General features: G+C 41.5%; 25 protein-coding genes. 1 reads left to right on the plus strand and 24 read right to left on the minus strand.

The window, feature by feature from the left end:
- Nucleotides 1-21 precede the first annotated feature (21 nt).
- The 24 genes from fliR to flgK all read right to left on the minus strand — a co-directional run bounded on the left by fliR (nucleotide 22) and on the right by flgK (nucleotide 24,448).
- The gene (gene fliR, locus BTO08_RS08755) at nucleotides 22-804 is read right to left on the minus strand and encodes a flagellar biosynthetic protein FliR (protein WP_005370316.1); all 783 of its coding nucleotides are present in this window, start codon (nucleotides 802-804) and stop codon (nucleotides 22-24) included.
- 20 nt (nucleotides 805-824) lie between these two features.
- Nucleotides 825-1,094, minus strand: coding sequence for a flagellar biosynthesis protein FliQ (gene fliQ, locus BTO08_RS08760; RefSeq protein WP_005370314.1), 270 nt, complete (start codon nucleotides 1,092-1,094; stop codon nucleotides 825-827).
- 33 nt (nucleotides 1,095-1,127) lie between these two features.
- Nucleotides 1,128-1,976 (minus strand): flagellar type III secretion system pore protein FliP, encoded by an 849-nt coding sequence (gene fliP, locus BTO08_RS08765; RefSeq protein WP_105060703.1) that lies wholly within the window; start codon nucleotides 1,974-1,976, stop codon nucleotides 1,128-1,130.
- Nucleotides 1,963-2,415: a flagellar biosynthetic protein FliO gene (gene fliO, locus BTO08_RS08770; RefSeq protein ID WP_080890325.1), complete on the minus strand. Its 453-nt coding sequence runs from the start codon at nucleotides 2,413-2,415 to the stop codon at nucleotides 1,963-1,965. The genes fliP and fliO overlap by 14 nt, the downstream gene beginning before the upstream one ends.
- Before the next feature lie 8 nt (nucleotides 2,416-2,423).
- Nucleotides 2,424-2,813 (minus strand): flagellar motor switch protein FliN, encoded by a 390-nt coding sequence (gene fliN / locus BTO08_RS08775; RefSeq protein WP_006646786.1) that lies wholly within the window; start codon nucleotides 2,811-2,813, stop codon nucleotides 2,424-2,426.
- A 16-nt stretch (nucleotides 2,814-2,829) separates the two neighbouring features.
- Nucleotides 2,830-3,879, minus strand: coding sequence for a flagellar motor switch protein FliM (gene fliM / locus BTO08_RS08780; protein WP_006646785.1), 1,050 nt, complete (start codon nucleotides 3,877-3,879; stop codon nucleotides 2,830-2,832).
- 7 nt (nucleotides 3,880-3,886) lie between these two features.
- Nucleotides 3,887-4,369: a flagellar basal body-associated protein FliL gene (fliL, locus tag BTO08_RS08785; protein ID WP_105060704.1), complete on the minus strand. Its 483-nt coding sequence runs from the start codon at nucleotides 4,367-4,369 to the stop codon at nucleotides 3,887-3,889.
- 53 nt (nucleotides 4,370-4,422) lie between these two features.
- A complete protein-coding gene (locus BTO08_RS08790) occupies nucleotides 4,423-5,853 on the minus strand; it encodes a flagellar hook-length control protein FliK (protein ID WP_105060705.1) in 1,431 nt (476 codons plus the stop codon).
- A gap of 120 nt (nucleotides 5,854-5,973) precedes the next feature.
- Nucleotides 5,974-6,414, minus strand: coding sequence for a flagellar export protein FliJ (gene fliJ / locus BTO08_RS08795; protein WP_045148062.1), 441 nt, complete (start codon nucleotides 6,412-6,414; stop codon nucleotides 5,974-5,976).
- A 31-nt stretch (nucleotides 6,415-6,445) separates the two neighbouring features.
- On the minus strand, nucleotides 6,446-7,768 hold the full coding sequence (fliI, locus tag BTO08_RS08800) for a flagellar protein export ATPase FliI (RefSeq protein ID WP_005370306.1): 1,323 nt from the start codon (nucleotides 7,766-7,768) through the stop codon (nucleotides 6,446-6,448).
- Nucleotides 7,765-8,568 (minus strand): flagellar assembly protein FliH, encoded by an 804-nt coding sequence (fliH, locus tag BTO08_RS08805; RefSeq protein ID WP_105060706.1) that lies wholly within the window; start codon nucleotides 8,566-8,568, stop codon nucleotides 7,765-7,767. The genes fliI and fliH overlap by 4 nt, the downstream gene beginning before the upstream one ends.
- Nucleotides 8,569-8,603: 35 nt before the next feature.
- Nucleotides 8,604-9,647, minus strand: coding sequence for a flagellar motor switch protein FliG (gene fliG / locus BTO08_RS08810; protein ID WP_005370297.1), 1,044 nt, complete (start codon nucleotides 9,645-9,647; stop codon nucleotides 8,604-8,606).
- On the minus strand, nucleotides 9,640-11,388 hold the full coding sequence (fliF, locus tag BTO08_RS08815) for a flagellar basal-body MS-ring/collar protein FliF (protein WP_105060707.1): 1,749 nt from the start codon (nucleotides 11,386-11,388) through the stop codon (nucleotides 9,640-9,642). Before fliF ends, fliG begins: the two co-directional genes overlap by 8 nt.
- 61 nt (nucleotides 11,389-11,449) lie before the next feature.
- Nucleotides 11,450-11,761: a flagellar hook-basal body complex protein FliE gene (gene fliE, locus BTO08_RS08820; RefSeq protein WP_005370295.1), complete on the minus strand. Its 312-nt coding sequence runs from the start codon at nucleotides 11,759-11,761 to the stop codon at nucleotides 11,450-11,452.
- A 41-nt stretch (nucleotides 11,762-11,802) separates the two neighbouring features.
- A complete protein-coding gene (locus BTO08_RS08825) occupies nucleotides 11,803-13,182 on the minus strand; it encodes a sigma-54-dependent transcriptional regulator (RefSeq protein WP_105060708.1) in 1,380 nt (459 codons plus the stop codon).
- A 58-nt stretch (nucleotides 13,183-13,240) separates the two neighbouring features.
- The gene (locus BTO08_RS08830; protein WP_105060709.1) at nucleotides 13,241-14,260 is read right to left on the minus strand and encodes a sensor histidine kinase; all 1,020 of its coding nucleotides are present in this window, start codon (nucleotides 14,258-14,260) and stop codon (nucleotides 13,241-13,243) included.
- A 342-nt stretch (nucleotides 14,261-14,602) separates the two neighbouring features.
- Nucleotides 14,603-16,048, minus strand: a complete 1,446-nt coding sequence (locus BTO08_RS08835; RefSeq protein WP_105060710.1) for a sigma-54 dependent transcriptional regulator — start codon at nucleotides 16,046-16,048, stop codon at nucleotides 14,603-14,605.
- Nucleotides 16,049-16,322: 274 nt separating this feature from the next.
- Nucleotides 16,323-16,724 carry a flagellar export chaperone FliS gene (gene fliS / locus BTO08_RS08840; RefSeq protein WP_105060711.1) on the minus strand — a complete coding sequence of 134 codons (402 nt, stop codon included), beginning with the start codon at nucleotides 16,722-16,724 and terminating at the stop codon, nucleotides 16,323-16,325.
- A 46-nt stretch (nucleotides 16,725-16,770) separates the two neighbouring features.
- Nucleotides 16,771-17,070 carry a flagellar biosynthesis protein FliS gene (locus tag BTO08_RS08845; protein ID WP_105060712.1) on the minus strand — a complete coding sequence of 100 codons (300 nt, stop codon included), beginning with the start codon at nucleotides 17,068-17,070 and terminating at the stop codon, nucleotides 16,771-16,773.
- Between the two features lie 8 nt (nucleotides 17,071-17,078).
- Entirely contained in the window at nucleotides 17,079-18,521 is a 1,443-nt protein-coding gene (gene fliD / locus BTO08_RS08850; RefSeq protein WP_105060713.1) for a flagellar filament capping protein FliD, read from the minus strand.
- A gap of 12 nt (nucleotides 18,522-18,533) precedes the next feature.
- Nucleotides 18,534-18,965 carry a flagellar protein FlaG gene (locus BTO08_RS08855; RefSeq protein WP_105060714.1) on the minus strand — a complete coding sequence of 144 codons (432 nt, stop codon included), beginning with the start codon at nucleotides 18,963-18,965 and terminating at the stop codon, nucleotides 18,534-18,536.
- Nucleotides 18,966-19,040: 75 nt separating this feature from the next.
- Nucleotides 19,041-20,585, minus strand: coding sequence for a flagellin (locus tag BTO08_RS08860; RefSeq protein WP_105060715.1), 1,545 nt, complete (start codon nucleotides 20,583-20,585; stop codon nucleotides 19,041-19,043).
- A 277-nt stretch (nucleotides 20,586-20,862) separates the two neighbouring features.
- A complete protein-coding gene (gene flgL, locus BTO08_RS08865; protein ID WP_105060716.1) occupies nucleotides 20,863-22,098 on the minus strand; it encodes a flagellar hook-associated protein FlgL in 1,236 nt (411 codons plus the stop codon).
- 13 nt (nucleotides 22,099-22,111) lie between these two features.
- Nucleotides 22,112-24,448, minus strand: coding sequence for a flagellar hook-associated protein FlgK (gene flgK, locus BTO08_RS08870; RefSeq protein WP_105060717.1), 2,337 nt, complete (start codon nucleotides 24,446-24,448; stop codon nucleotides 22,112-22,114).
- A 235-nt stretch (nucleotides 24,449-24,683) separates the two neighbouring features.
- On the opposite strand from flgK, the gene BTO08_RS08875 reads away from it, so the two are divergent.
- Nucleotides 24,684-24,872, plus strand: a complete 189-nt coding sequence (locus BTO08_RS08875) for a hypothetical protein (protein WP_005370259.1) — start codon at nucleotides 24,684-24,686, stop codon at nucleotides 24,870-24,872.
- The last annotated feature ends 16 nt before the right edge of the window (nucleotides 24,873-24,888 follow it).

The following is a 24,888-nucleotide window of genomic DNA, read 5'->3' on the forward strand; positions in this document are numbered from 1 at the left end:
TGATTTACTCCCAGTCTTAACTTAACAATCAATTCGGATCAAACTACACACTTGATCTAAGCCAACTTGCCATATTGCTTCATATTGAGGCACGATGCCGAGTACAATAAACCAGCTAATAGCAAGACCGAGTAATAACGCAAATGAGAAACCTAACGAGAAAATATTTAGCTGTGGTGCTGCTCGAGTCATTACGCCAAACGACAAGTTCACCGTTAGCAGAGCAATCACCCCCGCTAGCGCCATATTCACGCCCGCTTTAAACATATGCCCAAACCAACCTGCAAGCTGATAATAATCTTTTGGCTGCAGCATAGCCTCACCTATCGGCAAGGTTTTAAAGCTCAAAACAACAGCATTTAACATCTCTAAATGCCCATCTGTTGCTAAGAACAATAAAATGGCCAAAAACATATAAAACTGTCCCAATACGGGCGTATTTTGACCATTCGCAGGATCAACCATTGAAGCAAAACCTAAGCTCGATTGCATACCTAATATTTGCCCAAGTAAGACAAATATTTGAGTAATAAACTGTGTTACTAATCCCATTGCTACACCAATGATTAATTGTTGCGTGGTAACAATAAATCCAGCTAAAGAAAGTAACTCAATATCTTGTGGGACTTTAGGTAAAACAGGCAAGACCGCAAATGTAATCGCTAAGGCTAAATATAAGCGAATTTTAGGCGATACAAAACGTGCCCCAAAAAACGTCATCGCCATCATCATTGATGAGATACGTGTAAAAGGCCAAAAATAATTCGCTATCCAATCAAGTAAAAGATTTGCGGTGTAATGCATAATCGACGGCTGCTCGTTTGCTAATAAAGCAACTGTGGAATTTGATCAATAATGCGATAGAAATAATCCATCAGCATTTGCGTCATCATATGACCAAAAAACATCAGTGCGAGTAACGTCACCACTAAACGGGGTAAGAAACTCAATGTTTGTTCATTGATTGAGGTTGCCGCTTGAAATACCGCAACAACTAAACCAATTAACAGTCCTGGAATAACAATTGCGCATACCATGATAAGTACCATGTATAACGCTTCTTGAAATATCTCAACAAAAGCTTCTGGCGTCATAAAAGCATCCTTTTTATCCGATGTTTATTCACATTAGGTGCCAAAACTACCTGCCAGTGTGGATAAGATCAGGTTCCAACCATCAACTAAAACAAACAACATTAACTTAAACGGTAACGATACAATCATAGGTGAAAGCATCATCATACCCATCGCCATTAAGATCGATGCAACAACCAAATCAATAATTAAAAATGGTAAAAACAGCATAAAGCCGATTTGAAACGCCGTTTTAAGCTCTGAAGTAATAAACGCAGGGATCAATACCGTTAGCGGCACCGTCTGCGGATCATCAGCTGTTGAGCCAGACATATTCACAAACGTTTCTAAATCTTTTACCCGGGTTTGTTTAAGCATAAATTGGCGCATCGGATCTTCAGCTTTTACTAACGCTTCTTTCGCCGTTATTTGCTCATTAATATAAGGCTGAACAGCATCTGCATTGATCTTATCAATCACAGGAGACATCACAAAAAACGTTAAGAACATCGCTATACCGATGATCACTTGGTTAGAAGGTGTTTGCTGTAAACCCATGGCTTGACGCAGGATCGACATTACCACCACGATACGGGTGAAAGAGGTCATTAAAATAACCATCGCTGGCAAAAAGCCTAACGCGGTCATTAACGCTAAAATTTGCAGGGTGACGGAATAATCTTCACTACCATCAGGGTTTACTGTCACCGATAATGCCGGTATTCCCCCACCATTACGGGCTGCTTGTAAATGACCTGATGTCGTTTCTGCACTCATTGCTGTCGCCGTCGTACTATTAGCCACATTCGCTTCAACCGCATGCGCTATATTGATTGACGATAACAACACAGAGATAGCAAGAAAAACTATCAAAGTGACAAGGGTGAATTTATTTTTTAACATTATTTTTCATTAGCTTGCTAAGCTGAGAAGCAAAATCTCTGCTTGGCGATTCGTCCATGTTTAAAGGCTTATCCAATTTACTCAGCAAAGAAATATTATGTTGAGTAATACCCACCAACATTTGCTCTTCACCTACTTGCAATAGCACGACTCTTTCTCGTTGCCCGACAGCCAGCTGTGTAATTACTTTTAAACCCGAGTCATTACCACTGATCCCAGCCACTCGCATACGTTTTAATAACCAAGCTAAGAAAACAATAATCGCAATCACAAGCAGTAAAGAAGCCAGAGTGGTTGCAATATTTAAGTCAGGCGCTTGCCTTAATGGTGGCGGCGCTTTTTCAATCGTTTTCTCAACAACGGCTGTTTGTGCAAAACAGGATAACGTGAAAAATAATAGCGATAATGCTGTAACTATCTGGCCTACAATCCTTTTCATGACCAGCCTTAACGTAACTTTTTAATACGCTCAGTTTGGCTGATCACATCAGTCAAACGAATACCAAACTTGTCATTGACCACAACCACTTCACCATGTGCGATAAGGGTTCCATTGACCATCACATCTAATGATTCACCCGCAATACGATCAAGCTCAACCACTGAACCTTGGTTTAATTGTAATAGGTTACGAATACTGATTTGCGTACGTCCGACTTCCATCGAAATGGTAACCGGAATATCCATAATAGTATCAAGCTTACGACGTTCATCATCGGTGATCGGTACCGTTTCATCAGTCAGCTCTTCTAGTGGTGCTGGTTGCACATCATCCGCTTGCTCTGCTAATGCTGCAGCCCAATCATCTGCCATTTGTTGATCATTATTATTTGACATTGTCATCGTCCTTTTCTTATTCGTTACTATCGCTATTAATATTAAGTAATGCCGTGCCTAGCTCATCACGGTCGAGAAACGCCAAATCAGTTTTCACCATGTCGGGACGTTGTAGTTTCTCACTAATTTTCAATGCTACATTGTCACCAGAGCGCCCCATTTTGGCGTGATAAGTCGGTAAATCTTCAACAAAAATGGTCGCTTGCTCAGGCATATCAATAGGGATCACATCACCAACTTGTAGCTCCATCAAATCACGTAACGATAAATCCACATCCAGTAATTTGGCGCGAAGATTAACGGGCACATCCATGATTTCATCACGCAATGCTTTACTCCAACGCACGTCAGTGTCCATCTTGTCACTTTGCACACCCGCATCGAGTAACTCACGGATTGGTTCAACCATCGAATATGGCATGACGACATGAAAATCACCGCCGCCACCATCAACTTCAATATGAAATGAGCTCACTACTATCACTTCTGTTGGGCTCACAATATTAGCCATGGTCGGGTTTACTTCTGAATCTAAATATTCAAACTCAACCCCCATCACCGGAGACCATGCTTCACGGTAATCTTCAAACACTAGCTTAAGCAGCATTTGTACAATGCGACGTTCGGTTGGGGTAAATTCACGACCTTCAATTTTGGCGTGAAAGCGACCATCGCCACCAAAGAAGTTTTCTACCAGAATAAAAACGAGACGCGCTTCCATCGTAATAAGCGCGGTTCCTTTTAATGGGCGAAAGCGCACCATATTTAAGCTTGTTGGTACATACAGTGTATTTTGATACTCACCAAATTTAATCATCTGTACGCCGTTGATCGACACTTCCGCCGTTTTACGTAGCATATTAAACAGGCTGATACGCATATGGCGCGCAAAACGCTCATTGATAAGCTCAAGTGTCGGCATCCGACCACGAACAATGCGGTCTTGTGATGAAAAATCAAAAGTAGCAACATCATTCGCTACATCGTTATCATGAAGTTCATCTTCTGGCTCATCGACACCATGAAGTAGCGCATCAATTTCATCTTGGGTTAATAAATCACTCACTGTAAACCTACTGCATTACAAAACCAGTAAAAAGAACCCGCTCAACTGCAGGTGTTCCAGCCACTTTAACCATTGTTGCTTTCACAGCTTCAAGCGCTTGTTGGCGTAACTGATCACGGCCATTAGGGCTACGTAACTGCTCAACGGTTGCGACACCGAATGCTTGAAGAAGAGTACTTTCAATTAACGGTATGTGCTGTTTCGCCAAGGCTTCATTTTTATCGCCACGTACCATTAATTGCACTTTAATTTGAACCACTCTATCTCGTGTATCACCCGTAACATTGAAAGTAAAAGGTTGAGGTAATACAACATAGTAAGCTGACATTACAGGTGCTGATGACGCTGTATTTTCTTGAACTGTTGCAGCCACTTGTGGCGACTCTTTAGCGTCATCACCATTTAGCAACCAAAAGCCAATGCCTGCCGCCAATATTACAATTACGGCTACTGCACTTATTAACATCAGCTTTTTCTTGCCCATCGCCATTTTTATTCCTTTTTGTCTTTATTTTCATTAATTAAATTATTAGCAATTGTTAATTACGCATAGTAATCAACCCGATCTTTATTTTTTGTTACAAACATCTCAATCGTATCAAGATGTTTATCTGAATTAGTCTCATTAGTGCCTGCAAAAGATTCATCATGGGCAGTGCCTGATGATTGCCCCCCAGAATGCTGCTGTGAGAACTGCTGCGCAAATTGACTTGAACTATCTTGCTGTACAGAGCCTTGCGCTAACTGTAAGCCTTGTTGCTGCATCATCTCACGTAGCCTTGGCATTGCTTGTTCAACCATATCGCGTGTTTGGCTGTTATTAACGGTAAATTGCACTGAAGCTTGATCTTGATTCAAGGCTAATTTTATTTGAATTTTGCCGAGTTCTGGCGGATCTAATCGGATATCAATTTGCTTTAAATTCTTTGCCATCATCATATTAATGCGCTCAGAAACTTGTTCTCCCGCCTGCTCTTTTGTCAGCAATAAAGGCGACTGAACCTGCGTATTCGCATGTTGTAAGTCCATTTTCATCGCATTGGCTTGTTGGTTACCCATGAGTGCCGATAATGGTTGTGAAGAGATACTGTCTTGCTCTTTTTCCTGACCATCAACCAGGGTTTTTCTAACCGATTCCATCATTCCATTGGTTGCGATCAATTCAGAATTTTTTTCACCAGAAAGAAACGCATTCACCACATTATTTTCAGCTTTTACGCCAGATAACGTTGATTTTAATTCTGGATCGGTTGTGGACTGGGAAAGCAGCGCCGCCTCATCACTTGTTTCCGCTTTCACTCCAGAGGTTACAGCATGCCAGCCCATTTTTAGCTCACTCGGTTTCACATCCGCCTGTAGTACTTTCTCTTTTTCAGTTAGCTCATTTTGCTTGATTGACGCTATTTCAGAGCTATCTAATACAAATTTGTCACCTGAGAATTCAGGTTTCACATCTAAAGACTCATCAGATGATGTCATTTGCTCTGACTGTGGCGGCAAAGCTTTGCCCCCTTCTGAAGATTGTTGACTAAATTGCTGATTTGATTGATTCAAACGTTGAAGAAAATCCGCGCCTTCAAACATCACTTTTTCAACATCATCAATATTTTCGCCATCGTCAACATTATCAACACTGGCGATATCCTCACTATCAGCAATAGATACAACTTCATCTGAAACAACCTCACCTGAAACAGCGTTATCAGGGACTAACTCAGCGTTAGATTCAGTCTCGATAGCTAAATCATCAGAGACAATGTTCGCTTCTTCTCCAGTTTCAACATCTGTCGATTTTTGTGTTTTTTGTTCTATTTTTAAATCGCTTACCGATGTTTTCTCTGTTGATGCCGCTTGTAACTGAGAATCAAACGAAGCATCTTTATCACCTTCGTTTTTTTCTACTGTTTTAGTATTTGAAGATCCCGCAGGCGTGGCTTTTACGTGCGGTGTTGATAAGGGATTTAATAGATTCATAGCCAATTCAAACCTAGTACTGGGCGTGGAGAAAATAAAACGTAACCATTTGATCTTCCGACGACAAAAAGAGATAAGTAGGAGTAATGCAAAAACTAAACCAGTTACTCATCAATAAGGTTATTGTTGTAACCTTCGCGCAAACTGCAACGTAACAAATTCATCCATCATTTTTTGCTCTTGCTTATCAAGCCACTGTTTATGCTCGCGTTCGCGTTTTTCCACCAGCCATTCAACCGAGCGTCTTTTTTGCTGCATTTCTTGCCAGTGCTGAGAGCACTTTTGAATTTGTTCTTCAAAGTACCCTCCTGCTTGCTTTTGCTTTTCTAATGTTTGATCCAGTTGCGTTAAAAATTTCTGTAAATGACTATATTGGCTTGCTGTTAAGCCTTGTTGACCTCTTACAGATAACTGATTGAGATAATCCAATCGATATTTTTCAATCTGTGCTAACTGTTGTAAGTAATTTTGTTGCTCAATACGGGCTTGGTTTAGCGCTAAACTTGCTTGATGCTCTTGCTCTTTCGCTTGCTCGATGATTAATCCTAGCGCGTTAGACATACTTAATTTCCTTATCCATGATCACCTGCAATTAACCACCTAATGTTGAGCGCAACATATTGACGCACATCTCATAGGGCACTGACTCTTTCATTTCTTGTTGCAGATAAGCGTCTAATTTCGGTTTAAAACTAAAAGCTTGATCAATCGTATTATCGGTACCAGGTTTATAAGCACCAATGGAGACTAAATCTTGATTTTTACGGCATATAGAAAGAATTTGACGTACCGCTTTTGACATCAACATGTGCTCTTCACTCACAATCGCAGGCATAACACGACTCACCGAACGTTCAACATCGATCGCAGGATAATGTCCAGCGTCTGCCATCTCACGAGATAACACAATATGGCCATCTAAAATCGCACGAGAGGCATCTGCAATAGGATCTTGCAAGTCATCACCTTCACTAAGAACGGTAAAGAAAGCCGTTATAGAGCCTTGATTTTCATTACCATTACCCGCGCGTTCCACCAGCGCAGGTAACTTTGCAAATACCGAAGGTGGATAACCTTTGGTTGCTGGCGGCTCACCAACAGACAATGCGATTTCACGTTGTGCTTGTGCAAAACGGGTCAGTGAATCCATCAGGAGTAATACGTCAAAGCCCTGATCGCGGAAATACTCAGCAATCGTCAATGATGTTTGGCAACCTTTTAAGCGCATTAATGGTGAAGCATCAGCTGGTGCCGCCACCACCACAGATCGCGCACGGCCTTCAGGCCCTAGGCTTTCTTCAATAAACTCTTTAACTTCACGACCACGCTCACCAATAAGGCCAACCACAACAATCTGAGCACTGGTGCCACGAGTCATCATGCCTAAAGTCACAGACTTACCAACACCCGAGCCTGCAAACAGACCAATACGCTGGCCTTTACCTACCGTCAAACAGCCATTGATAGCTTTAATACCCACATCAAGCGGCTCTTTGATTGGTTTACGGGCGAGAGGATTGATAGGAGTGGCATTAAATGAAGCTCGATGCTCGGTAAAAATAGGTCCTAAGCCATCGAGCGGATTACCAACTCCATCAATAACCCGACCTAATAATTCTGGACCAACGGGTAGACCACTATTGTGCAGAATTGGCGTGACTTTAGCGCCTGGCATCACCCCAAGCAGCTGTTCACTTGGCATGAGAAACAAGGTTTCACCTGAAAAGCCAACCACTTCAGCTTCAAGTTCACCATTTAATGTTTCTACTTTACACAAACTACCAACAGGAGCGCGGCAACCTATTGCTTCAAGTGTTAAACCTACAACTCGCACTAAACGTCCAGAAGCAACAGGCTTACACCCCGTCCCTTCCGTTTTATACTGACTTAACCGTTCGGCTAGTGAGGCTGTCATTTAGATTGATCTCGAATGCTACTATTAACCGCTTCAAAGCTACTTAAAGAGTGACGAATGCGATCTTCGATAAAATAATCAACCGAAGTATCATGGCTATTTAATTGCAGATCACCACGATTTAAACTTGGCTCAGCAATAAGTTTCCATTTACGCTCTAACAAGTCATCATCACTAAAATTTTGTTTTACTAAGGCTACATCTTCAGGATGCAGATTCATCGTAATATCACGATTTGCAACAGGTAACGTCGCCACCACTTCACGAATCGTATTTAAAATCACTTGTGGGTTCGTTTTCACTTCCACTCGGATCAACTCTTTCGCTAAACCTAAAGCAAGTTGCATCACCTGCTCTTCAACGTCGCGATCAACTTGTGCAATTGGCGCTAATAACTTTTCAGCCACTGACGCCAAATGATTCACTTGTTCTGTTATTTGTTGTTGGGCTTGCTCTAGCCCCTGTTGTAACCCTTGCTCTTTGCCTTCAACAATACCAGATTCAAGCCCTTCAGCGTGGCCGGTTTTAAACCCTTCACTGTGTCCAGCTTGTCGTCCTTGTTCTATTCCTTCGTCATACGCCGATTGCTGCATCGCTTCTAAATCAGCAGCCGTTAATGGCGGAGGCCCCGCTTCTTCTTCAGGCTCGAATTCTTCAATAACAGGACGAGGCTGGTAATTAAAAGCGTTGTCACTTTGCTCTGGACGCTCTTCTGAATAATCAGGGTATGCCCAACGTTCTAATTCTTGCGCTTGATGATCTGAAACTCGATAAAAGCCACGTCGACGTTCATCACTCATAACGACCACCTGCTAGTTCAACAATTGGGATAATTTTATAGGTACTCATCTGCACCGCCACCGCCGCCACCAAGCATAATTTCACCTGTATCAGAAAGACGACGAGCAATGGTTAGAATTTCTTTTTGCGCCGCTTCTACATCAGCAACACGAATCGGCCCCATTGCTTCTAATTCTTCACGTAGCATTTCTGAAGCACGCTTGGACATATTGGCGAAGAACTTATCACGCAGCATATCATCAGCACCTTTTAGTGCTTTTTGTAAGAGATCTTGTGGTACATCACGGAGCAAGGTTTGAATACCGCGATCATCGACTTCTGTTAAGTTATCAAATACGAACATTAAGTCTTGGATCTGAGTAGCGGTATCTTCATCCGTTTCACGGATCTGATCCATCAACAAACCTTCAACATTATTATCGAGGTAGTTCATGATCTCAGCTGCGGCTTTCAAGCCGCCAATTTTAGCCGCTTGCGCACCTGCTTGACCGGCAAACTGTTTCTCCATGATATCGTTCAATTCATGCAATGCTGCTGGTTGTACTTCTTCTAAGTTCGCAATACGCATCATCAGATCTAAACGTACACGCTCAGGAAATTGCGCTAATATTTCCGCAGATTGTTCCGGCTCTAAGTACGATAAAACAATGGTTTGGATCTGCGGGTGCTCATTAAGAATAATGCTCGCTACTTGACGAGGATCCATCCATTTCAGCGAATCTAAGCCACGAGAGCCACTGCCCATCAGGATTTGATCAACAAGGTTATTCGCTTTGTCTTCACCTAACGCAGCAACTAATGTGTTACGTACGAAATCTTCGCTGCCCATGCCAATGCTGGTGTATTTTTGAATATCTTCGAGAAACAATCGGTGTACACCGGAAACTTTCTCTTGGCTAAGATCTGTCATACTCGCCATCGCACCACCCACACGCTGCACCTGTTTAGGTTCAAGGTGACGAATAATACTGGCGGCATCTTGCTCACTAAGGCTAAGCAGTAAAATTGCGGCTTTTTCTGTCCCGCTTAGCGTACTTGGATCAAATTTATTTTCACTTATAGCAACATCATTAGCCATCTTCATTCACCCAACTTTTAACCACTTGTGCTGCGAGATCAGGTTCATTATCCACCAATGCTCGGACGGCTTTCAGTAAGTCTTCATCTTTATGTAAATTTGGTAAATCTAAGCTACTAGAGCTCAATTCAAATCCTTCACCACCATCCAACTCTGCGCCAATAAGCCCAACAGAATCCGCTGAGTTTGCCATAACTGGCATACCATTTTCGTCTAATGGCGTGCCATCTGGCGCTTGGTTTGGATACAACAGCTTACGCATTGCTGGGCGTACTAATACCATGATCACCACAATAATAACGAGCGCCGCTGCAATCCAACGTACCCAGCTACTAAAGTTCGGGTTTTCCCAAATAGGAAGATCAGCAGCTAATTCAGATTCTGGTAACGCAAAAGGAACAGAAAGCACTTCAAGTAAATCCCCTCGCGCTTCTGAAAAACCAATACCGCCCATTAGCAAACGACGAATTTTAGCAATTTCCGCTTCTGAAACAGGTACGCGAGTCACATCACCCGTTTTAGGATCCGTGATGGTCTTATAATCTACCGCTACAGATACCGTTTGACGGTCAATAACCCCCGTTTGTGCACGCTTATGACTAATCGTGGTATCTAATTCATAGTTACGGGTAGATTCTCTATGTACCGAGCCATCACTACCGTTTGTACCCGACTGCATGTCTTTCACATTCTGAGGAATAGCCGATTCAACAGGCGGCTGATTACTTAATGCGCCAGGAATACCGGCAACTTGGTTACCACCATTAATATCTTCCAGCGTAAATTCACTGCGTGTTGCCGCCGTTGATGGATCATAGCGCTTACGGGTTTCTTCTAACGCCGAGAAGTCCATTGCAACATCAACTTGCGATGTATAATTACCCAGCCCTAAAACAGGCATTAAGATAGCATCAATTTTTTCGCGTAATGCTTGTTCCTGTTTACGCTCTAATTCGTATTCTTTACGTTTCGCTGTTGTACTAGGGTCTTCAGTACCAGAGCTCAATAACCGGCCATGTTGATCGGTTACCGTGACTCGCGTTGGACGAAGCCCAGGTACCGCTGTTGCCACCATATCAACAATGGAATCCACTTCTTGTTGGCCTAATGAACCACCAGAAGATAAGGTTAAAAAGACTGTTGCCGTCGCTTCTTGGTTATGACGAACAAACACACTTTGTTTTGGTGTCGCCAGTAAAACCTGCGCTTTTCGTACTTGGCTAATTTGTTCAATGGCACGGGCTAATTGACGTTCACGGCTGAGCTTTAAACGCTCACTTTCCATTCGTTGTGATACACCAAATCCCATGTCTTGCAATAAAATATCATCGCCTTCTACCGTCTGAGCATTTAATCCAGTACGGGTTAAATCCAACTTAATCGCGCTGTATTCATCAGCAGGAACACGGATTGTATTGCCATCTAATTGATATTCAATTTTCTTTTGATCAAAGTGATCGAGGATTGGAATTAATTCTTCGGTTTCATAAGTGCCTAATGGGCGCATCTCAGGCTCTTTGATCCACATTGTTACCAACACAATTAGCGCGACACAAATTGCCACCGATAGCACTAGAATAACTTGACGTAATAAATCCAAGTTACCCAAAATACTATCAGTCGAAGAGGCTTTCTTCTCTGAAATATCAGCACCTTGCCCCGCCCCCACATCATCATGTAATACAGGTGCGGAGCCATTGCCCGATACCGCTAAAGGTTGATTAATGTTTTCTTCTGCCACGACTTTTACCCATAAACTGCAAGAATAACGGTGTTACTTTCCATACTTTAAAAAGTCAGGCTTATACCGGCATATTCATTAATTCTTTGTACGCTTGTACCATTTTATTGCGAACTTGTACGGTTGCTTCAAACGCCACACTAGACTTATTTCTTGCAATCATGACATCGGCTAATGAAACGCTACGGTCACCTTGATCGAAACGCGTTGCCAACTCACTTGATTGCCCTTGTAGCTGGTTCACTGATTGCAATGCATCACTCAAAAGGTTGCCAAAATCAGAGCTCACCTGTTGGGCTGTTGCAGGGGAAGTGGTGTTTTGAGCATCCAGTCTCATTGCTTGCATTTCTGCTTGTAATCCGTTTACTTTCATTCCGTGATTCTCTCTATCAATGTATTTATTTTAACCGCTCACTACGCAGGAATTTCAATACCTGCATCACGCATTTTCGCCAATTTATAACGCAAAGTTCGAGGGCTGATCCCTAACTGCTCTGCCACATCTTTACGGCTGCCTTCACAGGCGATTAAAGTATCTAAAATAATGCTAAATTCTTGTTCACGTAACTCACTACCCAGCCCTTCCCCCGTTGCCGTCGGTTTAGGACGAACTGCCACTACGCAAGGTTCAGGCTCTGGCACACTTTGAGGTATTTCCGTATCTAGCCAATCAAAATGTTCTAATAAAATATCTTGCTGTTGAATGTGGTTGTTATCGCAAAGAATTAACGCGCGTTGAATAACGTTATCTAATTCTCGCACATTCCCAGGCCACGGGTATTGCACTAATTTATCTTGTGCAGCTTGGCTTATACTTGGTACCACATTTCCTTGTTTGATACTGTGTCGCTCTGCAAATAATGTCGCTAAAGGCAGAATATCGCCCTGACGTTCAGCTAAAGCAGGCCAAGCAATTGGGAAGACATTAAGTCGGTAGTACAAATCTTCACGAAAATGCCCTTCTGCCACATAAGTTTTAAGTTCACGGTTACTGGTCGCAAGAATACGTACATCTAACTTAATGCTTTTGCGACCACCTAGACGTTCAACTTCACGTTCTTGCAATACACGCAATAATTTTGCCTGTAAGCCTAAATCCATTTCACTGATTTCATCAAGCAATAAGGTGCCACCTTGCGCTTGCTCAAATTTACCCGGACAGGCTTGAATCGCCCCCGTAAATGCACCTTTTTCATAGCCAAATAAAGTTGCTTCAAGCATGTTTTCAGGAATGGCAGCGCAGTTAATGGCAATAAAGGGCCCATCTTTACGCTCGGAATTATCATGGATATAACGAGACAGTACTTCTTTCCCTGAACCACTCGGCCCTAGCACCATCACATTCGCTTCCGTTTTTGCTACCTTATCAGCAAGTGCTAATAACTTGATACTTTTCGGATCAGCAACAACGGTTTTACTGCTTTGTTTTTTTATCGGCGCATAACGCCCGACCATGTTTAACAGCACTTCAGGGGCAAAGGGTTTTGCCATATAATCAATCGCACCTTCACGCATCGCCGCGACTGCATCTTCAATATTGGCGTAAGCCGTCATTAATAATACTGGGATTTTAGGCCAATTTAATTTAATACTGCGAAGTAATGCTAATCCATCCATCCCTGCCATTTGTACATCAGAGACAACGATATCAACCGTTTCCGACTTCATGATCACTAAAGCATGCTCTGCGCTTTCCGCTTCAATCCATTGATAGCCAGCTAACGCTAACGTATCAACCAACGCTTCACGTAATCCTTCGTCATCTTCGACTACTAGGACTCTCGTTTGATTCATCTCTTCTCTCCATGAGTATGCTCTGGCACTTTAATGCTCACGATGCGGCTAACTGTGATTACATATTCTGCTGTGAGGCAGTAGGAAGGGTTAAAGTAAAGCATGTCCCTTTACCTAACTCTGATGTTAAAGACAACTTGCCACGATGTGCGAGTGCCACCATTTGAACAACGGCTAATCCCAACCCTGTACCTTGTTTTCGAGTGGTAAAGAAAGGCTCTAAGACTTTAGTTTGGAGCTCTGTCGCAATACCGGGACCATTATCAGTGACAGATAACAAAATTTCGTCACCTACGGCATAACAAGACACTGCAACAGTACAGCCTTTACCTGACATTTGGATAGCGTTTGTAATTAGGTTACTGATAGCGCTCGCCAGTGCATTTTCATTGCCTAAAATCGCCAGTGATTCATCATCGCAGTCAATACTAAAATCAACATTTTGGCTCATCACTAGCGCTTCAACCATGTTTTCCATGCTATTAAGTAAACTTTCTAATGAAAAACAATTAACCACTTTATTATCACCACCTTTTGCAAACAGCAGCATATCATTAACTTGTTTTTCAAGATCTTGAAGGCGATCAACAAGTTTACCTTGGAAACGTTCACGGGTTGTTGCTGGCAAATTAGGCGCCGATAAATTAGCGGCGTATAGCATCGCACTCGATAATGGCGTTCTAACTTGGTGCGCTAAGGATGCAACCATTTTGCCTAAGGACGACAGTCGCTGCATTTCACTTAACCGTGATTGCAATTGGCGCGTTTCTGTCATGTCTGTAATTACAATTAACTGTCCAGCAGAAGAGGCTGAAATAGCTAATTTTACCTTCGCTCCAGAGCGCAGTGAAATTTCGTGTCCATCATCTTCCTGAGGCTGAAAACAACGCTGGATGACATCTACCCAGCGTTCGCCTTCAAGTGGCTCGCCTAGTAAACGTAATGCTTCATTATTGGTTTCACAAATAATGCCTTTAGGATCGAGTAAAATGACACCAACAGGCATCACTTCCAGCACTTGTTGATAACGTTCAACTTGTTGTTCTAATGCCCCAATCACAACCGCTTTATCATCCATGCATGAAACCTAATAACAAAAAAATCCAATGTAATTTATAAAAAAGCAATTTACATGCCACATATTATTCTTTTAAATCATGTAATTACAAATTAATTATGACAAAAAAAGAATGTCAAAAAAATGACATCGCGTTAGAGTTTTATGGAATTGACTAAAAAGATACAGATTGGCAGCAGTTTTTTGAGAGGTTGTTGCTAAAAATAAATTAAAAGAAAGGGATTATTAGCCCGTTCTATTGAAAGTGATGAATTAACAACCTGCTATTAAGATTGCTATAAGGAATAAAAAAGCCGACGTCAAATTAATGGCATCGGCTTTATATGAATTAATGACGCTCTATTAGCCTTCTTTATTCAGACCATATTTACGCATTTTTTCTACTAACGTGGTACGTCGCATACCGAGCATATCAGCAGCCCTTGCAACAACACCTGACTGAGCATCTAACGCTTGCTTAATCATATCAACTTCAAGATCAGCCAGCATTTCTTTTAGGTTCAATCCTTCAGGAGGAAGCTCACTATTTACACCTGCTTGCTCATCTTCATACGATGAAAACATACTTGCTAACGCTTCTTGCTCTAATTCCTCAACACTTGGTTGAGAACTTTCTGGCGTAAAGTCAGGAAGCTGGCTGTAGCGATACTTAATCGGCAGATGATTAGTATCCACCATTTCACCTGGATACAAGATACACAAACGCTCAACAAGGTTTGCAAGCTCACGTACGTTACCCGGCCAGTTATGCTCCATTAATGAGTTAATCGCACGCGGTGTGAAGTGAATACGTTTCGCACCTTCAGCTTCCATACGTGTAAGCAACTCTTGAAGTAATAAAGGCAAATCTTCGATACGTTCACGCAATGCGGGCATATCAATAGGAAAAACATTAAGGCGATAGTACAAATCTTCACGGAATAAATTCTCATGGATCATTTTGTCTAAATCGCGGTGTGTTGCTGCAACGATGCGTACATTGGTTTTAATGGTTTGACTACCACCAACACGTTCAAAACTGCGTTCTTGCAAAACGCGTAGTAGCTTAACTTGCATCGACATCGGCATATCACCGATTTCATCAAGAAATAACGTACCACCTTCTGCTAATTCAAAACGGCCTTTACGTGCAGAAATCGCACCTGTAAATGCCCCTTTTTCATGACCAAACAATTCACTTTCGAGTAAATCTGGCGGGATAGCACCACAGTTAACAGGAACAAACGGACCTTTACCACGCGAAGAGTGATAATGAACATTACGCGCGACAACTTCTTTACCAGTACCAGATTCGCCTAATATCAGCACACTTGCATCACAAGCAGCCACTTGCTCCATAAGGTGACGGATCTGACTAATTGCAGCACTACTACCAACCATGCTACGGAATAACGTATTTTTACGCCCTAGCTGAGGAACTTGGTAAGCGCGTTTACCCATGTATTCTTGGCAATGACGGAAAGCATCAACGAGTTGGTTATAATGCAAAGGTAATTCTAGATCGCCAACATAATTCGCTAAACCAGAAAGATGAGCACGGTGATTTCCAAGCGATACAACAGGAATATGGGCATGAATTTTTAATGTATCTACGATATGAGATAAATTTTTATTTATTTCAATATTACCCAATAAACATGCACCCCATGACTGCTGCCATAATGAAGCATCAATATCTTGTGACGAGATGATTTCACACTGTTCACCGACAAACCCCAGAATTACACTGAGATCATGACGTTGCTGTTGATCGTCTTCAATAACGAGTGTCTTTGCTAAACCTTGCATAGAATGGATATAGCCTGCCTTCATAAAATGATGTAATTATTGGCTTATTTGATGGAAATGCGAACCACTACCAATATTATTGGCATCTATTGTAATTAAACCATAGGATAAGGCAATATTTGATAACGGAAAGGTGTGATACCAATACAAGGATATATAAAATAATAGGACGAATATTGCTCATTTACAGCTATTCATCCTATATTTGAAGAGTTATTACCATTTATTATAGTGTTGTCCTGCTTATATGCATTTTAACACTTAACTCTATGAATTAACTCGCTTCACTTAAATGATGATACTCAGTTGGGATTTGATCCCACGCTGATTTAATTTCACGTAGCATACCAATCACATCATCAATTGGCTTAGTTTGGTTTTCGGCATTCGCTCGGCTGATCTCAGTTGCCATAAACTCATATAGCGCATCAAGGTTCTTAGCAATATCACCACCTTCTTCCATTGATAAGCAGTCACGCAGGCTTAATACGATATCTAATGCTTTGCTTAAACGCTCACATTTAACCGCAACATTGCCTTGCTCCATTGCCGCTTTTCCTTGAATTAAACGCTCAATCGCCCCTGCATACAGCATTTGAATAATACGGTGAGGAGAAGCACTGGCTAATTGTGCGTTTACTGAAACTTTTTTATATGCCTGAAGAGAGCCACGCATGATGTAATCCCTTATTTAATAAGTGAAATCAACAAAACCAAGAAGACTACGAACCGTTTTGTTGAATATTGCTGTACAGTGATAACGATTTTTTGCTCTTTTTAGAGCGGACTAATCGCTCACCAATAATATCTTTGTGTTTCTGAATTAAGCTTTTTAATGCTTTAGTACGTGCCACTACATCATCAAAAACGGGGCGAGTTAAGTTAGGTTGGTCTAAGATCTGCTCGACTTCTTGATGACGTAATGACACTAAGTTTTCTAACTGTTTCGGAAAGTCATCGTTATATTCATCAGCAGTTAATAGTTGCTCTATTTGCTGCTCTAGTTGCGTTAACTGTTCCATATTTATCCTTAATCAAATGACACCAATAAACTCAACATACTATTAAGCTGATTATTCATTTGGCCTATCGCTTCATCCATCGCTAAAAACTGTTTATAAGTGCGATCTTCATAAGCTTTCATACGTTTATCAAGTTGCATCATGTCATCATCTAATGACTTCTGACGCTCTTTTAATGTGTCTTCTTTTACCGATAAAGCACCGTCGGTTTTATCGGTAAAAGTGTCTAATAACTTATCGGCTTTGGCTAAAAATCCCGTGTCTTCTTGGCCGAAAAACTGCCCAATAACATTAAAGTTTTCGCTAATAATGTCATCAAGTTTATCGCTATCATCTTCCAGCTCTAACGTGCCATCACGTTGTACGGAGATACCAAAATCAGATAACTGATACAATTTGCCGTTTACTTCAATCGGCTCGTTCATCAAGCCGCGCATTTGGCTAAGTACTGAACGGGTTAAACTGTCACCATTCAATGCGCCAGCTCGGTTTGGATCATCTGGCTCTTTATCTGGATCAAATCCCGTTAAACGATCGGTCGTTGAAATTAAACCGTTGTAGGCATCAACAAAAGATTTTAGTGAGTCTTTGGTACTCTTTTCATTATTTTCGATGGTGATTTTTACAGACTTAACATCAACATCATCGGTTTCAGCGTTACCTGAACCTGACGTTCCCGTCAGCTTTTTCAGATCTAACGTCACACCTTCAATCACATCTTCAAAGGTATTATTACTGCTGGTCACGGTAGTAAAGTTATCAATCTTAATGCGTGCATCTTGCGCTTCTTGCATTTGATCAACTTTACTGTCTGTCATCCCTTCTTTGTAGGCCAGTGATGCTAATTGCCCCGTCATACCAGACGTATCAATTTCAATTTTATTTTCAACACCAGTATCTTTAGATGAGAAAACGATTTTAGAGCCGCCCTCTTCACCAGTATTGATCACCGTCGCCGTTAAACCTGGGTTATCTTCTGCATTGTTAATCGCATCAACAATAGAAGATAAATCATCGTTATCTTCATTAATGTTTAAGGTCATCGACTTATCGCCAACCTTAATCACTATTTCACCACTACCGAGTGAGGCTTCAGGGTCGCCGCTAAATAACTCTTGCCCCATTAACTTGTGAGACTGCGCCATTTGCTCTACGTTAATGGTATAAGTACCATTTTTCGCTTTCGCATCCGCTTTAACCGATACGTAATCACTATTATCGGAGGTTGCTTTTTGGCTAGAGAAAGCATCGTCTTTACCAAACTTCTCCAACATGGTTTGAATGCTACTCATAGACGATTTAACTTGCCCATAAGCACTAAGCGAGACATTAACCTTTTTTTGTTGGTCAGTAATACGATCCGCTTTAGGCTTTCGTTCCGCCGCTACTAATTGTTGCGTCATGCCTGCGACATCTAAACCCGATGCCATACCCGCAGCACTTAACCCCATCGTAAATACCTCTTAGACTATTTTGCTCAGCGAGCTCAGGGCATGCTTGGCTAAATTTTTGTTTAACTCTAGCAATTCCTGTGCCGGAACTTGACGAATAACTTCACCACTTGCTTTATCTACAATAGTGGCAATTTGCTCACCGGTTTCTTCATCTTGATAGAAGCGTAAGCTGCGGTTAAATTGTTGTAAAACCATCTCGATCTGCTTAATTCTCTCTTGATCGGAACGGCTATCTTGCAAAGATGAATTAAGGGGATCGTCAACGTCAGTTCGGTTAACAGCATTTACGTGTTCAGTGGGCGGCAAATCATTGCCTAGCGATGTTTGAGACTCTGAAGCGGCGTTTGACGAGGTTGTTTGAGTGGTCGATTTACCACTGTTCTCTTTTACTAATGAGTGAGAAAGTGTGTTGTGAGGTATTGAAGTAGGATTGATCGCCATAGTCATTTTCCTCTAGCGATATAGCCAAAATACAATAATGCCCCGCTAAAACTAACGGGGCATCAATAAGACAGATTAACCTAGTAGGCTAAGTGCTGCTTGTGGGATTTGCTTAGCTTGAGCAAGAATTGAAGTACCTGCTTGCTGTAGGATCTGACCTTTGGTCATGTTGATAGTTTCAGAGGCGAAATCAACATCTTTGATACGGCTGTTAGACGCATTAACGTTTTCGTTGATGTTAGCCAAGTTGCTCATAGTATGGTTCATACGGTTTTGGAATGCACCAATTTCCGCACGCTTTTCATCCACTTGCTCCATAGCGGCATCAAGTACATTAATCGCGTTTTGTGCGCCTTCTGCTGTTGATAGATCTAAGCTTGCTACAGATTCAGTTGTTGTAGCAGCGCCAATATTCATTGCCTGTGTTTCTGCAGTTCCATCAAATTTAGTTGTCGAATACTCAATAGACGCAACAGATGTATCAACTTTCATTCCTGAAAAGTCAACACTAAATGCTTTTTCAGTTACAGCTGCAACACCACCAGTTGTAATAGATGTTCCTGTTTTTGTAGCGTCACCAGCTAAAGCTTGAGTACCAGTACCATCAGCGCCAGCAATTGTTGCTGTTGTACCTGCGTTTGTACCTGCTACTGTTGCCTCAATTGCAACTTCGCTACCATCTGCTGATGAGATGCTAAAGCCATCACCACTACCATTTGCAGTTAAGGTAATATTCCCTGAACCATCAAATACTGTTTCTAACTTCGCTTGAAGTGTTGCTTGGTCTGCAACATCTGCACTAGCCAAAGAAATACTTTGCCCACCAATATTGAAATCTACGGTTTCACCACCATTCATTGCTAAACCACTAACAGTAGATGTACCAGCTGTTGCCGCAGTTGTTTCACGTGTTGTTTCAGTAACAGCAATATCACTTACACCATCAATATTATTTAATTTATTTTGTAAATCATCTGCTGTCATATCCTTTGTGATATCGACAGATTGGCTATTACCATTAATATTTAGTGAAAATGTTTCATTGCCTGTAGATGAACCATTTTTTAGTTCAACAGCACTAGGGCCTGCATCTAAGTTTTTATAGTCACGACCAAGTGCATGCGATGATACATCCATCAAACCTAGCTCTTGAGTTTCATTGGCGTTAGCACCAATTTGGAATGACTTAGAACCAAATGAACCATCAAGCAGGTTCTGACCACCGAAGCTTGTGGTATCAGCAATACGGTTCATTTCGCTTTGTAGCTGACCCATTTCTTTCTGCATTGCTTCACGGTCTTTATCTGAGTTTGAACCGTTCGCAGACTGTAGCGCAAGCTCACGCATACGCTCCATGATTGTGGTTGACTCTTGCATTGCACCTTCAGCAGTCTGTGCCATTGAAACACCGTCGTTGGCGTTACGCATTGCTACGTTCAAACCGTTAGTTTGGTTTGTTAGACGGTTAGAGATTTGAAGACCTGCTGCATCATCTTTCGCAGAGTTAATACGAAGACCAGATGATAGTTTTTGCATGCTGTCGGCAACGCTACTGCTAGCACTGTTTAGGTTACGCTGGGCAGTCATTGCTGTTACGTTGGTATTAATTGTAATAGCCATAAGGTGACACTCCTTGGTATGATCTTTCCCAGACGTGTTGCCGGGTTAAAAGAGGTTTTTCTAACTTGTGCTAAGGTTAACGGCACGTTTTTTCGAAGCTTTAGATTTTTTTTAAAAAAACTTCAATTAAAAGCAAAAAAAACACAAAATCATTAATTATCAATAAATTAAAAACACTCAACATTAATAACCCATCTCTTTAACCACGTTCTTTAGATCACAAAAAAAACGGCAAATAATTGCCGTTTTCAATATCACGCATGTTATTAGCAATCATTTATAAGTAGTTAAATAACGATAATTGCTTAGTTTTGCTGAACGCAGATTGTGATGCTTGCAATGCCATCATTTGTTGGTTCATTTCCATTATCGCTTTACTGTAATCCAAATCTTCTAAACCACTTTGTGCGCTATTTAAGGTCAGTTCAAAATCGAGATGCTGTTCTTGCTGCCTTTCCACTTGCTGCATAATAGTGCCCACTTCTGAACGGCGCTGACTAACATGCATGAAACTACTATCAATATCATCAATTACCCGCTGTAACGTCGCTTCAGCCGCCGCTGACGAGGTTGGTTTTTCAGCGTTATCTATCGCATCTTGTAATGAATCAAAAATATTGATTTTCTGCGCAGGGTTAAGGGTTAATTTATCGCCGACTTCAACATCATCAAGGGTAATCGATACGCTACTACCATCCGCTGCCGTGTACTGGATCCCTTTTTCTGGATCGTAATCCTGATCTGCAACCACTTCTTTTCCATCAAGACTTAAATTGTATTGCATGACTGTTTTTTCACTGCCATCAGGCTGCGTGACGACCGCCTCACTAAAAGCAATGTCAATCGGTTGAGCTTTAGTAAAATCAGAGGTTGTTGCACTGAGTACATGTAATTTTGACCCACTACTTAAATCACTAAAGTCGGGGCGAAAGTCACCATACGGATTAGGAATTGATGTAAAGAGTTGATCGCCAGGTAAACTGGTTTTCACTTCAACTGACTTATCTATTTGGGCATAGCGCGATTGGCTATCACCTTGATAATTCATTTTACCATCAGTGCCTTTTACAAACGGTTGGGTATCCATTTGATTACCCGCAAACACATAGTTCCCTGATTCGTCGCGGCTATTGGCAAGCTCTAACAAACCATCACGCAAACTGGTTAATTCATCTTTAAAAGCAGTGCGATCATTTGATGCCATCGCACCGTTGATCATCCGAAGTACTTTTTGCTTGGTGGCATCAAGGTTATCTTCCACGCCAGCAATAGAGCTTTCCATCACCCCTAAGCGATTATTCGCCATGGTGATCGCGCTTTTATATTGATCTATTTGAGTTAACTGTTGGCGATAGTTTTGAATCGTCACCGAAGACACAGGATCATCACCTGCGGTTTCAACCCGTTTACCTGTCGATAATTGGTTATTACTCTCGTTTACTTCACCTTGCTTACGCATTAGGTTCGAGGTCAAACTTTGATACTGACTGGCAGTAGAAACACGATTAATCATTATTTACTCCTACTTATACTGCGCGCATTAAGGTATCAAAGGTTTCTTTTGCTACCGACATGATGCGTGATGATGCCATGTATGACTGTTGAAACTTCATCAAGTTTGCCGCTTCTTCGTCAAGGTTAACCCCTGATAGATTAGAAACACGCTCAGAAGCGGCATCAAAATCTAATTGATTCACTTCGGCTGTTTTATCCGCATTACTTTTCATCATACCGATGTCGGTTGCCAAGCCTTCGAATAAATCAATCACACTTGATTTACCCTCGTTCATGGTTTTTTCATGCTGAATTTGCTGCATCGCTAAAAAGTTGCTGTTGCCGCCTACCGCACTGCTTCTTCCTAAACTCACTGTAAAGTTATCACCGGCCTGACCATTATCGGTGAGTGAGAATGTAGGGGTTGCTTGACCAGCAAAGGTAATTTCTTTATTGGCGTTCGTTAGTGGATAAGCTAACGCTTGAACAGGAGTACCGCTGCCATCATCAAGATCAACTAAGGTATTTGTTTGAGTGTTTTTAACCGTTAATTTATCTGAGTTTTTTATCTCTAAAGTGAAAGTATCACCAACCGCAGCTCCTGCTCCAAGTGTCGCGACACTCACTTGGCTACCATCACTGGCAACCATAGTTAAAGTATTACCTGTTGTAGTGAGTGGGTAATCAAGATCTGTCACTTCTGCGCCAGTATCATCAATCAGTTTCACCACATTGCCTAAATCATCAGCCATGCTGATTTTATCCCCAGTGGCATTTAAACTAAGGGTATATTTGCCTTGGGCAGCTTCCGCCGCTGCACCTTTGATCGCATCAAATTGTGCAGCACCAGTATTGCTTGTGCCATCGGTTGCCGTTAAATCTGCACTATTGATAATATCTATTTGATAATTACCCGCGACAGCATCTGGTGTGTTATCTGTGACGGTAGTTAATGCCGCTGTTCCCGCATTATTTGGGTTAGCCTCTATCAGTGCGGTTTGACGGTGCCCTGCTAAGCCACGAGGATCTGACATCTCTACGCTAATGTTTGCCGCACCGCGACGCATAGGTTGAATAACGACGGTTTCGCTTTGCCCTGTAGCTGGAGGATTACCCATAACAGCATTCATGGTTAGCGTTAAACCATCAACATTCACTTCAACCGGTAATGTATCTGTTGAAGAAATAAGTGCGCTACCATCAGGCTTTTTCATTTCATTGCCTGAAGGATCAAACAATGTAAAGCTGTAATCAGTTCCATCAAATTCTGTGGTTAATTCATAATCACCAGTTTTCAGCGCGTTTACATCATCGATTTTTACATCAATGTCTGTTTGACTACCTAACGGCTTTAATACTCGCTCTTTGACTAAAGTAGGGCTATTAACATCACTAAATAAGGCGCTGCCTGTTGCACCTGTTAAATCTGTACCAGATTGCTGTAAATCATTTATTTGCTTTGAGAAGCCAATCGCCATCCGCCCCATTTCATCTAGGCTTTTATCTATTACATCATCACGAATAGATAGCATGGCACCTAACCCACCACCAATATCATCACTTTTAATTGGCTTAGCTTGGTTACCATTGATTAAGGCTATTTGTTTATCTTCTAAATCAGGATCGCCATTGACCATTTTTAATTGTGACGATTCAACGCCAGAGACCAAGGTATCACCACTACCAATAATGACTTTATCTGCAAGGCTGCCTTTATCCGCCAGTACTGTCACTTTGGTATATTTGGCTAATTCATTGATTAGGCCACGCTGTTTATCCAGCAAGTCATGGTTTTGATCGCCATCAGGCATTTCTTGCAAACTGGTATTGATAGCGGCAATTTCTTGCCCTAATGCGTTTACACGATCAAGTGTCACACCCAATTGCTCATTCACATCACGGCGAATATTGGTCAACATTTCATGGGAGCTATTAAAACTTTTTGCCGCTTGATCGGCATGGTCTAACACGGTTTGACGAGAGCCAAGATCGTTAGGGTGATCTGACAATGAACGTACCGAGTTATAAAAATCATTCATGCTATTAACCGTGTTAACAGCACTTTTTGAGGTGAAGTCATCCAACATCATCATATGTTGTTGACGAACATCTGAAGCTTCAAGCTGGGTGGTAGAGAGTGTTAATTCACGGGCAGCAAACTGATCGTAAGCACGATTAACGCTATCAATATAGGCACCGCTGCCGTAATAGTTACCGCCGCTCCATTGTGCATCGGCCGCTTTTTGATCGACAACCTGACGGCTATAACCTGCGGTATGCACGTTACTAATATTATGGCTGGTTACATCAAGTTGCTTTTGCGATGTACGCAAACCACTGATACCAAGCTGCATTAAATCCGACGCCATATTGATTCCCTAACTCATTAACAACGTGATGTTTTTATATCAATCTTAATGACGCTTATTCATATAAAGCGCACATTACGATAGCTTCTTTGCAAAAATCGAACCAATTAAAAATAATAATGGTATTTTTAATTAAACTATTATTTTTGAGTATTTAATGATGGTAATAAATCGCTATTTGTTTATAATTTAAAAGCTCAACCCAAATTAAAATAAAACATTAAGGATAGTGATTATGAACTTATTAGTATCAGGATTAATTGGTTACGCATTAAAAGAAGTTGTTGTACCACTAGTGAGTGATCATTTTGACGATAAAAAAACAGAAGAAAAGCAAGTACCTGAAAAAGAAGTAGAAAATGCTTTATTTGAAAGTAACGACCTAATAAAAATGGTATCAAACATTATTGATATTGTTGTATAACTCTATATTTAAGATA

This window comes from Photobacterium angustum (assembly GCF_002954615.1).
GTDB classification, from domain to species: domain Bacteria; phylum Pseudomonadota; class Gammaproteobacteria; order Enterobacterales; family Vibrionaceae; genus Photobacterium; species Photobacterium angustum_A.

Bases quoted from the DNA above. Each gene is read 5' to 3' on its own strand.
- fliR (WP_005370316.1), bottom strand. From the start codon at position 804: ATGCATTACACCGCAAATCTTTTACTTGATTGGATAGCGAATTATTTT.
- fliQ (WP_005370314.1), bottom strand. From the start codon at position 1,094: ATGACGCCAGAAGCTTTTGTTGAGATATTTCAAGAAGCGTTATACATG.
- fliP (WP_105060703.1), bottom strand. From the start codon at position 1,976: ATGTTAAAAAATAAATTCACCCTTGTCACTTTGATAGTTTTTCTTGCT.
- fliO (WP_080890325.1), bottom strand. From the start codon at position 2,415: ATGAAAAGGATTGTAGGCCAGATAGTTACAGCATTATCGCTATTATTT.
- fliN (WP_006646786.1), bottom strand. From the start codon at position 2,813: ATGTCAAATAATAATGATCAACAAATGGCAGATGATTGGGCTGCAGCA.
- fliL (WP_105060704.1), bottom strand. From the start codon at position 4,369: ATGGCGATGGGCAAGAAAAAGCTGATGTTAATAAGTGCAGTAGCCGTA.
- BTO08_RS08790 (WP_105060705.1), bottom strand. From the start codon at position 5,853: ATGAATCTATTAAATCCCTTATCAACACCGCACGTAAAAGCCACGCCT.
- fliJ (WP_045148062.1), bottom strand. From the start codon at position 6,414: ATGTCTAACGCGCTAGGATTAATCATCGAGCAAGCGAAAGAGCAAGAG.
- fliI (WP_005370306.1), bottom strand. From the start codon at position 7,768: ATGACAGCCTCACTAGCCGAACGGTTAAGTCAGTATAAAACGGAAGGG.
- fliH (WP_105060706.1), bottom strand. From the start codon at position 8,568: ATGAGTGATGAACGTCGACGTGGCTTTTATCGAGTTTCAGATCATCAA.
- fliG (WP_005370297.1), bottom strand. From the start codon at position 9,647: ATGGCTAATGATGTTGCTATAAGTGAAAATAAATTTGATCCAAGTACG.
- fliE (WP_005370295.1), bottom strand. From the start codon at position 11,761: ATGAAAGTAAACGGATTACAAGCAGAAATGCAAGCAATGAGACTGGAT.
- BTO08_RS08825 (WP_105060708.1), bottom strand. From the start codon at position 13,182: ATGAATCAAACGAGAGTCCTAGTAGTCGAAGATGACGAAGGATTACGT.
- BTO08_RS08830 (WP_105060709.1), bottom strand. From the start codon at position 14,260: ATGGATGATAAAGCGGTTGTGATTGGGGCATTAGAACAACAAGTTGAA.
- BTO08_RS08835 (WP_105060710.1), bottom strand. From the start codon at position 16,048: ATGCAAGGTTTAGCAAAGACACTCGTTATTGAAGACGATCAACAGCAA.
- fliS (WP_105060711.1), bottom strand. From the start codon at position 16,724: ATGCGTGGCTCTCTTCAGGCATATAAAAAAGTTTCAGTAAACGCACAA.
- BTO08_RS08845 (WP_105060712.1), bottom strand. From the start codon at position 17,070: ATGGAACAGTTAACGCAACTAGAGCAGCAAATAGAGCAACTATTAACT.
- fliD (WP_105060713.1), bottom strand. From the start codon at position 18,521: ATGGGGTTAAGTGCTGCGGGTATGGCATCGGGTTTAGATGTCGCAGGC.
- BTO08_RS08855 (WP_105060714.1), bottom strand. From the start codon at position 18,965: ATGGCGATCAATCCTACTTCAATACCTCACAACACACTTTCTCACTCA.
- BTO08_RS08860 (WP_105060715.1), bottom strand. From the start codon at position 20,585: ATGGCTATTACAATTAATACCAACGTAACAGCAATGACTGCCCAGCGT.
- flgL (WP_105060716.1), bottom strand. From the start codon at position 22,098: ATGATTAATCGTGTTTCTACTGCCAGTCAGTATCAAAGTTTGACCTCG.
- flgK (WP_105060717.1), bottom strand. From the start codon at position 24,448: ATGGCGTCGGATTTAATGCAGCTTGGTATCAGTGGTTTGCGTACATCG.
- BTO08_RS08875 (WP_005370259.1), top strand. From the start codon at position 24,684: ATGAACTTATTAGTATCAGGATTAATTGGTTACGCATTAAAAGAAGTT.